The sequence below is a fragment of the Corynebacterium phocae genome, assembly GCF_008693075.1.
Taxonomy (GTDB): Bacteria; Actinomycetota; Actinomycetes; order Mycobacteriales; family Mycobacteriaceae; genus Corynebacterium; species Corynebacterium phocae.
In genome coordinates this window covers 13,635-28,142 of sequence record NZ_VXKJ01000034.1, presented here as the reverse complement: position 1 = coordinate 28,142, position 14,508 = coordinate 13,635, and the positions used below count along the sequence as shown (strand labels likewise).

At 59.3% G+C, this 14,508-nt stretch carries 11 protein-coding genes; 8 read left to right on the top strand and 3 right to left on the bottom strand.

Annotated elements, in window-relative coordinates; translation table 11 throughout:
• Positions 1-121 precede the first annotated feature (121 nt).
• The gene (locus tag F4V58_RS03625; RefSeq protein WP_075733442.1) at positions 122-466 is read right to left on the bottom strand and encodes a HesB/IscA family protein; all 345 of its coding nucleotides are present in this window, start codon (positions 464-466) and stop codon (positions 122-124) included.
• A gap of 161 nt (positions 467-627) precedes the next feature.
• Here F4V58_RS03625 and F4V58_RS03620 point away from each other — a divergent pair, with 161 nt between their 5' ends.
• Complete coding sequence (locus F4V58_RS03620) at positions 628-1,413, top strand: DUF3043 domain-containing protein (protein WP_075733440.1); 786 nt, start codon at positions 628-630, stop codon at positions 1,411-1,413.
• Positions 1,414-1,446: 33 nt separating this feature from the next.
• Positions 1,447-2,481: a nicotinate-nucleotide--dimethylbenzimidazole phosphoribosyltransferase gene (locus tag F4V58_RS03615; RefSeq protein ID WP_075733438.1), complete on the top strand. Its 1,035-nt coding sequence runs from the start codon at positions 1,447-1,449 to the stop codon at positions 2,479-2,481.
• A gap of 80 nt (positions 2,482-2,561) precedes the next feature.
• On the opposite strand, the gene F4V58_RS03610 is transcribed toward F4V58_RS03615, so the two are convergent.
• Positions 2,562-3,665, bottom strand: a complete 1,104-nt coding sequence (locus F4V58_RS03610; RefSeq protein WP_075733436.1) for a branched-chain amino acid aminotransferase — start codon at positions 3,663-3,665, stop codon at positions 2,562-2,564.
• A gap of 166 nt (positions 3,666-3,831) precedes the next feature.
• Here F4V58_RS03610 and F4V58_RS03605 point away from each other — a divergent pair, with 166 nt between their 5' ends.
• Positions 3,832-5,355, top strand: a complete 1,524-nt coding sequence (locus tag F4V58_RS03605) for a leucyl aminopeptidase (RefSeq protein ID WP_075733434.1) — start codon at positions 3,832-3,834, stop codon at positions 5,353-5,355.
• Between the two features lie 113 nt (positions 5,356-5,468).
• Here F4V58_RS03605 and F4V58_RS03600 read toward each other — a convergent pair whose 3' ends face one another.
• Positions 5,469-5,858 (bottom strand): oxidoreductase, encoded by a 390-nt coding sequence (locus tag F4V58_RS03600; protein WP_075733432.1) that lies wholly within the window; start codon positions 5,856-5,858, stop codon positions 5,469-5,471.
• Between the two features lie 126 nt (positions 5,859-5,984).
• On the opposite strand from F4V58_RS03600, the gene sucB reads away from it, so the two are divergent.
• The 5 genes from sucB to gcvH all read left to right on the top strand — a co-directional run bounded on the left by sucB (position 5,985) and on the right by gcvH (position 14,360).
• Complete coding sequence (sucB, locus tag F4V58_RS03595) at positions 5,985-8,105, top strand: 2-oxoglutarate dehydrogenase, E2 component, dihydrolipoamide succinyltransferase (protein ID WP_075733430.1); 2,121 nt, start codon at positions 5,985-5,987, stop codon at positions 8,103-8,105.
• A 419-nt stretch (positions 8,106-8,524) separates the two neighbouring features.
• Positions 8,525-9,700: an MFS transporter gene (locus tag F4V58_RS03590; protein ID WP_075733428.1), complete on the top strand. Its 1,176-nt coding sequence runs from the start codon at positions 8,525-8,527 to the stop codon at positions 9,698-9,700.
• A 72-nt stretch (positions 9,701-9,772) separates the two neighbouring features.
• On the top strand, positions 9,773-12,619 hold the full coding sequence (gcvP, locus tag F4V58_RS03585) for an aminomethyl-transferring glycine dehydrogenase (protein ID WP_075733426.1): 2,847 nt from the start codon (positions 9,773-9,775) through the stop codon (positions 12,617-12,619).
• Between the two features lie 113 nt (positions 12,620-12,732).
• On the top strand, positions 12,733-13,860 hold the full coding sequence (gene gcvT, locus F4V58_RS03580) for a glycine cleavage system aminomethyltransferase GcvT (RefSeq protein ID WP_075733424.1): 1,128 nt from the start codon (positions 12,733-12,735) through the stop codon (positions 13,858-13,860).
• 110 nt (positions 13,861-13,970) lie between these two features.
• Positions 13,971-14,360 carry a glycine cleavage system protein GcvH gene (gene gcvH / locus F4V58_RS03575; RefSeq protein WP_075733422.1) on the top strand — a complete coding sequence of 130 codons (390 nt, stop codon included), beginning with the start codon at positions 13,971-13,973 and terminating at the stop codon, positions 14,358-14,360.
• The last annotated feature ends 148 nt before the right edge of the window (positions 14,361-14,508 follow it).

The window sequence follows — 14,508 nt, the reverse complement described above, 5'->3', positions numbered from 1 at the left end:
GCGGGGGTCTAGTCATCCCCACCCCACCAACAGCCATCCCACCAAGACCCCAACACCCACCCCGCAAAAGAGCCCCAGCACCTGTACGGTGCTGGGACTTTAAGCAAAAAGCGCGGCGCGTTTAGTTGAAGGAATCACCGCAGGCGCAGGAGCCGCCGGCGTTGGGGTTGTCAATGGTAAAACCCTGGGATTCGATGGTGTCAGCGAAGTCAATGGTTGCACCGGTGAGGTACGGGACTGACATTTTGTCAACGGCGAGCTTAACTCCGCCAATGACGTCGGTCTTGTCACCGTCTAGCGTGCGGTCATCGAAGTAGAGCTGGTAGCGCAAACCTGCGCAGCCACCTGGTTGCACGGCTATGCGGAGCGCGAGATCCTCGCGACCTTCCTGCTCGAGCAGGGCCTTGGCCTTGGCAGCGGCGGCCTCGGTCAAAATGACGCCAGTTGCAGAAGCTGGGGCGGTCATGTCATCTCCTTTGATTAAGGTATATAAATAGTTTTAGAAAGTGTGGTCTCCACCATACTCGCCAACGGCGAGGGCAACAAGGCCAGGCTACACTCTCCACCCAACACCCGCCCGTTAGTAGTTATTCCCATATCGAGCTATGACCTTGTAACCTTGGATATGTGAGTAAATCGACTAATAGCCCCAAGAATCCCAGTGGAAAGACCCGCAGCGTTAAAGCCAGCGCTCTTTTTAAGAAAAAAGCGGATCCCTCCCCTACGGCGCAGGCCAAGCCTGAGCCCAAAGCACAGCCCCGGCCGGAATCCCGGCCGGAGACTGAGCAGGAGTCCGGCTTGAAAGACCTCCCGAAGGGCTATACCCCACCCAAGGGCCGCCCGACGCCAAAGCGCGTTGAGCAGGAGATTAAGCGCGGCGTACGCCGCGATCCCAGTGGTGTTTCTGCTGCCCAGCGGCATACTAACCGCAAGAAGCTGAAGCAGTCCATGTCCAAGCAGGAGTGGAAGGAATTTAAAAAGAAAGAGCGCGCGGAGCGCCGCGAGCATGACAAGCACGTCCAAGAGCGCATGGCTGCGGGCGATGAGCGCTACCTCATGCCCCGCGACAAGGGTGAGGTACGCCGGTTCGTGCGTGACTGGGTGGACTCCCGCAGCTTTATCAATGAGTGGGTCATGGTAGTGGCAATCGTGCTGATGGTCTTGCTGTTTGTCTCTACGGCGGCCCCTAATTTTGCCAACTGGTTGACTATCGCGTCCATGGTGGTCATTGTGGTGTTTGCCGTTGAGGGCGTCTACCTTGCCCGCAAGTGCAACAACGCGGTGCGTGTGAATTTCCCGGGTACTACGGAAGCCGGGTTTAACTTGGGCTTCTACGCCTACTCCCGCGCGTCCCAGCCGCGGAAGTGGCGGACTCCGCGCCCGCAGGTGGAACGCGGCGCGAAAATCAGTTAAGGGTTGGCAACCGACGATGGACAAGGAGTAGTCATGACTGATTTCCTGGAGGTTACGGCCCCAGCGCGCTCCGCTGCCGATGCCACCTTGCTTGCGCTTTCCACGAGCCCGCGCGGTGTGTCCTTTGGCCGCCTTGGCGCGGTGGCGGCGTGGCTGGCCGGGTGCCAGGATTGCGTTCCCCCGGCGCGCATCAGCAGCCCGCGGGTGGTGGTCTTTGCCGGGCAGCACGGGATTGCCGCACGTGGCGTTTCGGCTTTTGCGCCGGAGGCTACTACCCAGCAGCTCCAGGAATTGGAAGATGGTCTATCGCCGGCGCACGCTCTTGCACGCATTGCTCACCCAGGCGGGGCGCATGGTAGCGCCCCGGCAATTGTCACGGTTGCTACCCCACCTAGCGGCGCTATTGACGTTGCGGACGCGCTTAGTGAACAGCAGTTGGAAGACGCCTTCACGCTGGGCCGCGAGGTAGCAGACAAAGAAATTGACGCGGGCGCGGATTTCCTCATTCCCGCAAATCTAGGCGTGGGAAGCACTACCGTGGCTGCCACCGTCATGGGGCTTATCACCGGTACTGAGCCGGTAGCCATCATTGGTCCGGGTTCCGGTATTACTGATCAGCTGTGGAAGGCAAAAGTCCGGGTTATCCGGGACGCCATGTTCCGCGCCCGGGATTTGCGCCATCTTACTTATCCCCGGGATATCATCCGGACTATTGGCGGCTATGATTTGGCCGCGCTAACAGCCTTTATCGCGCAGGCGGCCGCGCGCCGGACGCCAATGCTCATTGACTCCCCGTTGACCGCCGTGGCCGCGGTGCTGGCGGAGCGGCTGGCTCCCGGCACGGCCGCCTGGGTCCAGGCGGCCAGCGTTACCGCTGAGCCCGCCCACCACCTGGCGCTTGAGGACTTAGGCCTCCAGCCCCTGCTGGACCTGAAACTCACCACCGGCATGGGCGTAGGCTCACTATCCGCGCTCCCGCTCATCCATGGTGCGCTGGAGATTGTGGCGGAGGAAGTTTCTGCCACGCGCGAGCTCCTCAATCAACCGGAAGACCAGCAGGAGAAGTAACCGTCTTCTGCGAAGCCGTCCAGCCCGGCGTCCGGGGACGGCCACCCCGGGCGGTGACCCACCCTGTCACCGGAGAGCAGCTACCCGGTGAGCTTGTGCAACCAGCCATGCTTGTCTTCCACGGTGCCACGCTGAATGCCGGTGAGGCGCTCGCGTAGCTTCATGGTGGTTTCGCCGGGCTCGTTGTTGTTGACCACAAAGTCAATGCCGTCTCCCAGAACGTGGCCCACTGGGGTGATTACGGCGGCGGTGCCGCACGCGAAGGCTTCCGTCATTGCGCCGGAGGTGGCGTCTTCGCGCCACTGCTCATAAGAGATTTTGCTTTCCTTGACTTGAAGGCCCATGTCTTGGGCTACCTGGAGCAGGGAGTCACGGGTGATCCCGGGCAGCAAGGATCCGGACAGCTCTGGGGTGACCAGAGTCTGGTTTCCTGGCTCGCCGTAGATAAAGGCCAGGTTCATCCCGCCCATTTCTTCGATGTACTTGCGCTCAATGGCGTCCAACCAGACCACTTGGTCACAGCCCTTGTCCGCTGCTTGTGCCTGCGCCAGGAGGGAGGCTGCGTAGTTGCCGGCAAACTTGGCGGAACCGGTTCCACCAGGAGCCGCGCGGACGTAGTCTTTAGACAGCCATACGGACACGGGCTTGATTCCGCCGGAGAAGTACGCACCCGCTGGGGAGGCAATGACTGCGTAGCGGTAGGCGTTGGCGGGGTGAACACCCAGCCCCACTTCCGTGGAGATCATAAAGGGGCGCAAGTACAGTGCCTCTTCCCCACCGGCGGCCGGCACCCAGGCTTTGTCTATGTCCACTAAGCGCTGCAACGACTCGATGAAAAGTTCCGTTGGTAGCTCCGGCATGGCCAGGCGCCGGGCGGAGGCTTGCAGGCGCTTAGCGTTGGCCTCGGGGCGGAAGGTGACCACGGAGCCGTCGGCCTGACGGTAAGCCTTGATTCCTTCAAAGATTGCCTGACCGTAGTGGAACACCATTGAGGCCGGGTCCATGGCAAAGGGTTCGTAGGGGCGCACGCGGGCGTCGTGCCACCCCTTGTCCTCGCTCCAATCAATGGTCACCATGTGATCGGTAAAGATGTTGCCAAAACCGGGATTGGCCAAGGTCTTGGCTATCTTTTCGGCGCTGGCGGAGTGGGGGTTGGTTTCGGTAGTAAATTCCAGTTCAGTCATGGTTGTCAAGAATACCGCACTCAAATAATCCCATGGCATAAAACCCTGAAACCATTTTTTGGGATCTCCTGGCTACTCCGTCCGCTTAGCTACAATGGGTAAACGTATATACCCAAGACCGGTCACACAAGAACCGGCTTCGTACACATCAATCCAAGGAGAACTAGTGGCTAAGACTGAAAAAGCAGGACCAATTCTGGGGCTGGCACCAAAACTCAAGTCTGCGGTAAAAGCACCAGAAAAGGCAGAGACCTACCTCATCCCTGTCCTCAAAGGAACTGATGGACTGGAGCTTCCCTCCACCAACTTGGTGGGCGGCAAGCAGCTGCGCGAGGTATTCGACACGCTGTCCGCACTGGGAGCAACCGGCAAGTCAGGTGAGGTCACCCGCGTTCCAGCCCCTGCCAAATCCCCCGCTCACGTGATTGTTGCCGTGGGGCTTGGCGACCCGGAGGAAATCTCCGCAGAAACCGTGCGGCGCGCCGCCGGTTCCGCCGCACGCGCCTTGTCCGGCGCGGGACACGTGGCCACCACCCTCGGTGATTTTGGGCTAACAGCAGCAGTGGAAGGGATCATGCTGGGCGGCTACGTTCACCGTGGCAACAAGACGGACAAGCTCAAGAGCCAAGATAAACCCGCCAATTTCACCTTCTTGATTGGCTCCACGGATGAGGATAAGGCAGCGTTTAACACTGGCGTCATCAACGCGGAGGGCACCATCTTGGCCCGTGACTTGGTCAACACCCCGGCCAACTTCCTCTACCCAGAGTCCTATGCCAACTTCATTGCCAAGCACGCCAAGGGCACCGACGTGAAGGTGGATATCCTGGATGAGAAGGAATTGGAAAAGCAGGGCTTTGGCGGAATCATGTCAGTTGGAAAGGCCTCCCAGCGCCCACCGCGTCTGGTGCGCCTGACCTACAAGTCCGGTAAGAAGGCCAAGAACGTAGCGTTGGTGGGTAAGGGAATTACCTTTGATACCGGCGGAATCTCTTTGAAGCCTGGTGCCGGTATGTGGGACATGATTTCCGACATGGGTGGCTCCGCTGCTGTGGCCGGTGCCACTTTCGCTGCCGCCAAGCTGGGGCTAGACGTCAATATCACCACCTACCTGCCACTGGCAGAAAATATGCCTGACGGTGGCGCTACCCGCCCGGGCGACGTTGTCACTCACTACGGTGGCATCACCTCTGAGGTTTTAAATACTGACGCTGAGGGCCGCATGGTGTTAGGCGACGCCATGGCCTTGGCTTCGGAGGCCAAGCCTGATTACCTCATCGAAACCGCCACCCTCACTGGTGCCCAGCTAGTTGCACTGGGCAAGCGCACCGCCGGTGTCATGGGCTCAGAGGATTTCCGTGACCGCGTGGCCAAGCTGGGCCGCGAGGTAGGCGAAAACGCCTGGGCCATGCCGCTACTTGAGGAGCATGAGGAATCCATCAAATCCCCGGTGGCCGATATCCGCAACATTGACGGCAACCGTGAAGGCGGCATGGAATACGCCGGAACCTACCTGTCTAAGTTCGTGGGCGAAGGCATTGAGTGGGTCCACATTGACGTGGCCGGTCCTGCTTGGAACGGCGGATCCCCTTATGGCTACAACGTCAAACGCGCCACCGGTGCCCCGGTGCGCACTATCCTGGCTACTCTCGCCGATATCGCCGCGGAGTCCGGCAAGGAAAGGAAGTAACCAACAGGTCCAACTCAAGGCCCGTCCCGGGCCGGAGTTGGGTAGGCCACACTTATACCGGGGCCACTCTTACGTAGAAGGGGTTAGCAGCTATGTGAAGCTGCTGGCCCCTTTTACGCGTTGTCCTCGCGGTTCAAGCGTTCGCGCCTTTGGCGTTGTTCCTCACGCTTGCGCAAAATTCTTTCGCGCTCCATGCGCTCACGCATGCGTTGGGGGTACCCGGTTTCCTCCACGTCATAAATGGGGGCGCCAAGCAGCTTTGCCACGGCATCAATTCCTTTGGGTCCCCCGATGGGACGGCGGATAAAGTCCCCTTCTTCGTCTACTAAAACCACGGACATCTCATTGACCACGGTTTCTGGTTCAACAAACCCTTCGACTAACCCGCGCCCCTGTGCCCAACTTTTCAGTTGTTGGGCGTCCTCCGCGCGAACAGTATCCCCAGGTGCGCGGGGTGGTCGCAGCTGGGATTTTGAAGAATTTCGACGGAATGGATTGAACATGGAAATACACTCTACCCGCACTCAGGGGAAAAGCAGGGCCAGATTGTCACCTCTAGGGCTTAAACGCGGTAGGATTAGGCGAGAACTTTTTCAACTTACTTCCAACTTTTAGGAGTTAAAACAACCATGGCGCACTCCGTAGAGATGCCCGAACTGGGCGAATCCGTAACCGAAGGCACGATCACCCAGTGGCTTAAGTCCGTTGGAGACACGGTAGAGGTAGACGAACCTTTGCTTGAGGTTTCCACCGACAAGGTTGACACCGAGATCCCCTCCCCGGTTGCCGGCACCATCCTTGAGATCAAAGCTGAGGAAGATGACACCATCGACGTCGGCTCCATCATTGCCATCATCGGCGAGGAAGACGAAGCCGGCTCCGGTGATGACTCTGACGACTCTGATGATTCCGCTGAAGAAGAGTCCAAAGAATCTGAATCTGAATCTGATTCTGATTCCGGCTCTGATGCTAAGGAAGAGAAGTCTTCCGGCGGCTCGGGTGACGCGGAAGATGTCACCATGCCAGAGCTTGGTGAGTCCGTCACTGAAGGCACCATCACCCAGTGGCTGAAGTCCGTTGGTGACACCGTTGAGGTGGATGAGCCACTGCTTGAGGTCTCCACTGACAAGGTTGACACCGAAATTCCTTCCCCGGTTGCTGGCACGCTGGTAGAGATCCTCGCCGAAGAGGATGACACCATTGAGGTTGGAGCCGTTATCGCCCGTATCGGTGATGAAAACGCTGGTTCTTCTTCATCTTCCGACAAGGATGACAAGAAGGAAGAAAAAGAGGACAAGAAGGAAGACAAACAAGATAAGCCTCATGCGGACAAGAAGGAAGATAAATCCTCCGGCTCCGGTAAGGGTGAAGAGGTTGTCATGCCTGAGCTCGGTGAGTCCGTCACTGAGGGCACCATCACCCAGTGGCTCAAGGCCGAAGGCGACACCGTTGAGGTAGACGAGCCCCTGCTTGAGGTTTCCACCGACAAGGTTGACACCGAAATTCCTTCCCCAATCGCTGGCACCCTGGTCAAGATTTTGGCTGAGGAAGATGACACCATTGAGGTCGGTGCCGCTATCGCGGTAATCGGTGACGGCAGCGCTGACTCTTCCGAGGACAAGGACGAAAAGAAGGAAGAGAAGAAGGACGAAGACAAGTCCGCAGAAAAGGCCAAGGAAGACGCCGCCAAGAAGGCCGAGGAAAAGGCTGAGGCCAAGGCTGAGGAAAAGAAGGCTGAGAAGAAGGAAGAGCCAAAGAAGTCTGCTTCCTCCGAGTCTTCCTCCGAGTCTTCCTCCAAGGTCAACAATGGCGGAAATATTCCTTACGTCACCCCGCTCGTACGCAAGCTCGCTGACAAGCACGGCATTGACCTCAACACCGTTGAGGGCACTGGCGTTGGCGGACGTATCCGCAAGCAGGACGTCCTAGCTGCCGCTGAGGGTGGCAAGGATAGCGCTGCTTCCGGCGAATCCTCCAGTGATCCACGTGCGCGCTGGTCCACCAAGTCCGTGGATCCAGAAAAGCAGGAGCTCATTGGCACCACCAAGAAGGTCAACCGTATCCGTGAGATCACGGCTACCAAGATGGTTGAGGCCCTGCAGATTTCTGCTCAGCTCACCCACGTCCAGGAAGTCGATATGACCTCCATCTGGAACATGCGTAAGACCGCCAAGAAGCCATTCATTGACAAGCACGGCGCGAACCTCTCCTTCCTGCCTTTCATTGTCAAGGCTACGGTTGAAGCTCTGGTCTCCCATCCGAACGTCAACGCTTCGTACAACCCGAAGACCAAGGAGATGACCTACCACCCAGACGTCAACGTCGCTATTGCTGTTGACACCCCACGTGGCCTGCTGACCCCAATCATCCACAAGGCACAGGATAAGACCTTGCCGGAGATTGCTCAGGCCATCGCGGAGCTGGCTGACAAGGCTCGCAACAACAAGCTGAAGCCAAACGACCTCACCGGTGCTACCTTCACAGTCACCAACATTGGTTCCGAAGGCGCGCTTCTTGATACCCCAATCCTGGTTCCGCCACAGGCCGGTATCTTGGGCACCGCAGCTATCACCAAGCGCCCGGTAGTTATTACCGAGGATGGCCAGGACGCAATTGCTATCCGCTACATGTGCTACCTGCCGTTCACCTACGACCACCAGGTGGTAGACGGTGCTGACGCGGGTCGCTTCATCACCACCATCAAGGACCGCCTTGAGACCGCTGACTTTGAAGCAGACCTCGACATTTAATGAGCTGTTAAAAGCCGCTGAGTCTCCACCCCGGAGCAAACTCCGGTAATAAGAGGCCGCCCCCGTTTAGAAGCGTGGGCGGCCTTTTGGGCGTTTTAACGCCCCTGCGGAAAAACCTCCGGGTCCTAGAGCACGCGGATGGGCAGAACATGGTGCCTAAGCGGGAAAACCGCGCCGGAAAACGGTGAAGCACCGCGTTGCGCCCACAGGTGAGCTAGCCCCGGGGTTCCCAAGGGGCGCGGCCGTACATGATTGCCTCACCCACTCATCTCCGGAGGTTCTCTCCCCTGACCTATCCCCCACGGGGTTCGCGTAGATCCGTTTGAGCAGTTTTCCACCGCAGGAAATTTTTGGTCTTAGGCGGGGGTGGCTAGAAACCACCTGCCGCACAGGTGACGGGGGCCACTATACTTAGCAACATGCTAAAGCAAGATTGGTTCCGGGTTGCCTTGGGAATGTACGTAGTGGCTTTCGGGGCCAATCTTTTCGCGCCTATGATTTTGGCTTATCAGCGCTTTACTGGATTGACGGCGCTTCACACCACGTTTCTTTTCGGCTTCTATGCAGTCGGTCTCACGGTGGCACTTTTTATCGGTGGACCGCTTTCTGATATTTACGGCAGGCGGACCATCATTCGCCCGGCGTTGTTGTGCACTGCGGCGGGGTCTTTGTTATTTCTTTCCGGCTATTCCGGTAATTTCACTGTCCTGCTCACAGCGCGCCTTATTGTTGGCGTCGCGGTGGGCCTTACCATGGCGGCAGGTGCGGCCTGGATGAAGGAACTGAGCCCATCTGTGGCTGTGGGGGCGCAGCGCTCCTCCGTGGCACTGACGTTGGGCTTTGCCACCGCACCACTTATCGCGGGGCTGCTTAGCCAGTTCTTGCCGCTTCCCACCATTGCCCCGTACGTAGTCCACCTTGCCCTCACGGTGTTAGTTATTCCGCTGGCCTGGATGGCACCAGCCTCCCCACCTAGAGCACTATCAAGAGCACTACCACAGGACTCGTCTAAGCCAGCCCGGCGCGCGTGGTTGCCCCGATGTCTAGCCACCCCCAAGTTCATCCCCGTGCTCGCTTACGCGCCGTGGGTATTCGGTAGCGTCACCACCGCTTTCGGTTTCCTGCCACTGCTGGTTAAAGACCACACGTCCTTTCCTATCGCGGTTGCCGGCACCCTGGCGTTTCTCACCATGGGGACGGGGGCGTTGGTGCAGCGGATAGCCCGCAGCTGGTCGGCAGTTGTTGGTCTCTTCGCGGCTGCAGTGGGTATGGGACTGGCGTTTGTTATCGCGGTGAACCGGGAGCACGCTTGGGTGTTGTGGCTGCTGCCGGTGGCGGCGGTTGTCCTAGGGTTTTCCTACGGCGTAAACATGGTCAACGGCCTGGCGGAAACTCAGGCGCTGGCCCCCGCGGCGGAGTTAGGCGCGGCTACGGGGGTGTTTTACACCCTTACTTATGTGGGATTTTTTGCGCCTTTTCTCCTTTCCTTTGTGGGTCCACGGATGGGCTACGGCGCTACTTTCGCCTTCGGGATGGTGGCCGCATTCCTTGCCATGGTGCTGGTCACATTTTCTTATAGGGGTAATCGGGGTTAATTTTTCCCAGAGCCCATATAATTGGAGGCGGTTTATAAGGCCACACTTACCCCAACAAGGAGTGTCAGAAAAATGTCATTTATCACCCGCCACTTGGGACCAGATGCTGATGAGCGCGCAACTATGCTGAACAGCGTCGGCTACGACAGTGTGGAGGCGCTGGTTTCGGCCGCTCTTCCCGCTAATATCCGTGCTGAGGAGGATCCTCAGCTACCCGCCGCTCTTACGGAGTTTCAGGCGCAGGAGAAACTGCGCGGGTACGCGGAGAAAAACACCCTACTGAAGTCTTTCTATGGTCAGGGATTCTCTGACACCATCACCCCGCCGGTTATCCGCCGCGGTCTGCTGGAAGACGCTGGTTGGTACACGGCGTATACCCCGTATCAGCCAGAGATTTCCCAGGGCCGCTTGGAGGCCCTGCTGAACTTCCAGACCCTCATCGAGGACCTCACCGGCCTGCCGATTGCCAACGCCTCCCTGCTGGATGAGGCCTCCGCCGTCGCGGAGGCCGTGGGGCTGATGTCCCGCGCGGTGAAGAAGGGCCGCCGCGTGGTCCTGGATTCCCGCCTGCACCCCCAGGTCATCAACGTTGCCGCTGAGCGCGCCCGCGCCATTGAAGTGGAAGTGGAAATCACCGACTTGCGCGAAGGCCTTGTGGGTGAGGACATTGTGGGCGCAGTCATCGCTTATACGGGCACTGAGGGTGACATCTTGGACCCCCGCGCCTTGATTGAGGAGCTGCACACCCGTGGCGCCCTGGCCACTGTCGTGGCTGACCCCATGTCCCTGCTGCTGCTCGAGGCACCGGGTGAGTTCGGCGCTGATATCGTTACCGGCTCCACGCAGCGCTTCGGCGTACCACTGTTCTTTGGTGGCCCGCACGCTGCCTACATGGCGGTCACGGAGAAGCTGAAGCGCCAGATGCCCGGCCGGCTGGTGGGCGTCACCAAGGACCAGGACGGCTTCCCGTCCTACCGCCTGGCACTCCAGACGCGTGAACAGCACATCCGCCGCGAGCGCGCTACCTCTAACATTTGTACCGCCCAGGCCTTGCTGGCCAACGTAGCCTCCATGTACGCCGTCTATCACGGCCCGGTGGGACTAAAAAACATCGCGGAGCGCATCCACGCCCGCGCCACCGCCTTCGCCGCCACTGTCAAGGGTGCCGGCCTGAAGCTGGTCACGGATAGCTTCTTTGACACCGTGACCGTCACCGGCGTTGACGCCGCAGCGGTGAAGGCCAAGCTGCAGGAAGCCGGCTACTTGGTCCGCGCCATCGGCGCAGACAAGGTCTCTGTCAGCTTCGGTGAGTCCGCTTCAGAAGCTGACGTCGCGGCACTGGCAGCAGGCTTTGGTATCTCTGCGGTACAAGAGGCTAAGGCCGCTTTGCCGGAGGATCTCAAGCGTAAATCCCCGTACCTGACACACAAGATCTTTAATTCCACGCACTCGGAGACGCAGATGTTGCGCTACCTGCGCAAGCTCTCCGACCGGGACTTGGCGCTGGACCGCACCATGATTCCGCTGGGCTCGTGCACCATGAAGCTCAACCCCACCGCGGCCATGGAGCCTATCTCCTGGCCGGAGTTCGCGGGCATTCACCCTTATGCGCCGGAGGAGACCACCGCCGGTTGGCGCGAGCTCATTGAGGAGCTTGAGGAATGGCTGTCCCAAATCACTGGTTACGCCAAGGTTTCCATCCAGCCCAACGCTGGTTCCCAGGGTGAGCTAGCGGGTCTTTTGGCCATTCGCCGCTACCATGTTGCCAACGGTGACACCGAGCGTGACATCATTCTTATCCCGTCTTCGGCGCACGGCACCAACGCTGCGTCTGCAACGCTGGCTAACTTGCGCGTGGTGGTGGTCAAGACTGCCGATGACGGCTCTATTGACGTCGCTGACTTAGACGCCAAGATTGAGCAGCACGGCAACCGTATGGCCGGCATTATGATTACTTACCCGTCCACCCACGGCGTGTTTGATCCGGAGGTCCGCGAGGTCTGCCAGAAGGTCCACGCGGCCGGCGGCCAGGTCTACATTGATGGCGCTAACATGAACGCGCTGTCCGGCTGGGCTAAGCCGGGTGAGTTTGGCGGGGACGTCAGCCACCTGAACTTGCACAAGACTTTCACCATCCCGCACGGTGGCGGCGGTCCGGGAGTTGGCCCAGTGGGCGTGGCGGAGCACCTGGTTCCTTTCTTGCCGGGGGATCCCAACGCAGAGATGGACGCCAGCACTCCGCTGGATTCCTCCCAGGGCGTGCCGGTGACCTCCACTAAGTATGGCTCCGCCGGCGTGCTGCCTATTTCTTGGGGCTACCTGGCCATGATTGGCACCCAGGGTGTCGCGGACGCCACCGCGGGCGCTATCCTGTGCGCCAACTACCTGGCCAAGAACCTCAAGGACTCCTTCCCGGTTCTCTACACCGGCAATGAGGGTCTGGTTGCACACGAGTGCATCTTCGACCTCCGCGAGTTGACCGATGCCTCCGGCGTCACGGCTGCCGATGTCGCCAAGCGACTCATCGACTACGGCTTCCACGCCCCCACCCTGTCCTTCCCCGTCGCCGGCACCCTCATGGTGGAGCCCACCGAGTCTGAGGATTTGGGCGAGCTGGACCGCTTCATTGAGGCCATGCGCGCTATTCGCGCGGAGATTCAGGAAATCATTGACGGCAAGGTGGAGTACGAGTCATCTGTCATCCACAACGCGCCGTACACCGCAGAGATTGTTACTGCCGATGAATGGCCGTTTAAGTTCACCCGTGAACAGGCTGCCTACCCGGTAGCCAGCCTGCGCCGCAACAAGTACTTCCCACCGGTGCGCCGCATTGATGAGGCCTATGGTGACCGCAACCTGGTGTGCGCTTGCCCACCGCCGGAGGCCTTCGCGGAGAACACAGAAAATACCGCGGGCTAACCGCTCCCCCCGTGCGGACTGACCATGCATGTCTACCAGGCAGGCTGACGGTCTAGCGCGGGGGCATCTCAGCCAACTTTGACCGATCAAGAATTTAAAAGCAAGGATTACTTATGTCTGAACTACGCAATTCCCCGCTCCACGAAAAGCACGCGGAACTTGGTGCTTCTTTCACCGCCTTTGGCCCGTGGAACATGCCACTGAAGTACAACAATGAGCTCGAAGAACACCGCGCGGTGCGCAACGCAGCGGGCTTGTTTGACCTTTCCCACATGGGCGAAATCTGGGTCAAGGGCCCTGACGCCGCCAAGTTCTTGTCCTATGCCCTCATCTCTGACATCACCAACGTCAAGGTGGGCAAGGCCAAGTACTCCATGATTTGCGCGGAAGACGGCGGAATCATCGATGACTTGATTTCTTACCGCCTGGAAGAAAACAAGTTCCTGGTGGTTCCCAACGCCGGTAATGCCCAGGTGGTGTGGGAGGCATTCCAGGAGCGCGCCGAGGGCTTTGACGTGGAGCTTGAAAATGAGTCCTTGGATGTGGCCATGATTGCCATTCAGGGCCCCAAGGCCGTGGAAATCCTCCTCCCACTAGTAGAGGACAACAAGCAGGAGGCCGTAGCTGAGCTTGGTTATTACGCCGCCATGATGGGCAAGGTGGCGCGCAAGTTTGCCATCATTTGCCGTACCGGTTACACGGGCGAGGACGGCTTTGAGCTCATTGTCTACAACTCCGACGCCCCGGAGCTGTGGGATGAGCTCATCAAGGCCGGCGCGGAATATGATCTCAAGCCTTGTGGCCTGGCCGCCCGCGACTCGCTGCGCTTAGAGGCCGGTATGCCGCTCTACGGCAACGAGCTCTCCCGTGATATCACCCCGGTGGAGGCCGGCATGGGCCGTGCTTTTGCCAACAAGGAAGCTGACTTTGTGGGTGCTGGCCCTATGCGCCAGCGCCTGGAGGAAGGTCCCCAGGTTTCCATCACTGGTCTTACCTCGGACCAGCGCCGTGCCGCCCGCGCGGGCGCTGCGGTATTCATCAAGGGTGAGGACGGCGCGGACAAGCAGGTAGGAACGGTTACCTCCGGTCAGCCTTCGCCTACGCTTGGTCACCCGGTTGCCATTGCACTTTTGGAGACCGCAGCCGGACTGGAGCCCGGCGCGGAGGTGGAAGTGGACATTCGTGGCAAGCGCTACCCGTTCAAGGTCACGCAAATGCCCTTCTACAAGCGCCAGAAGTAAACCCACCACACGCCATAACCGCAGGGCCCGGCAATTAGCGCAAAATCGCGCGCAAACCATTGCCCCGCGCATAAGATAGAGCATTAAAGCCCCCAAGGAAAGGAACTTCCATGTCAAACTTGCCAGCAAATTACTCTTACTCCGAGGACCACGAGTGGATTGATGCCCCAGCCGCTGAGGTTGCGGGCAAGACCCTCAAGGTTGGTATCACCTCCGTTGCAGCTGACCGCCTAGGTGAAGTTGTCTTCGCCGAACTCCCCGAGGTTGGTGACGCTGTCACCGCTGGTGAGACCTGTGGTGAGGTGGAGTCCACCAAGTCCGTGTCTGACCTGTACTCCCCTGTTACCGGCACCGTAACCGCCGTTAACGACGCCGTGCATGATGATTACTCGCTCATCAACAGTGATCCCTTTGAGGCCGGCTGGCTGTTCGAGGTTGAGGTCTCCGAGGCAGGCGACCTGATGACCGCTGAAGAATACGCTTCCCAGAACGGCGTCTAAGCGCCCCCTCATTTAAAACCCCAGCCTCCCGCCCTGCGGTGTTGGCTGGGGTTTTACCATGCCTCGAAACCGCCCCGCCCGCCCGGTGCCCCACCACACACCGCACACCGCACCGCCGCACGCCACTTCGCACCGCCCCACCGCACAC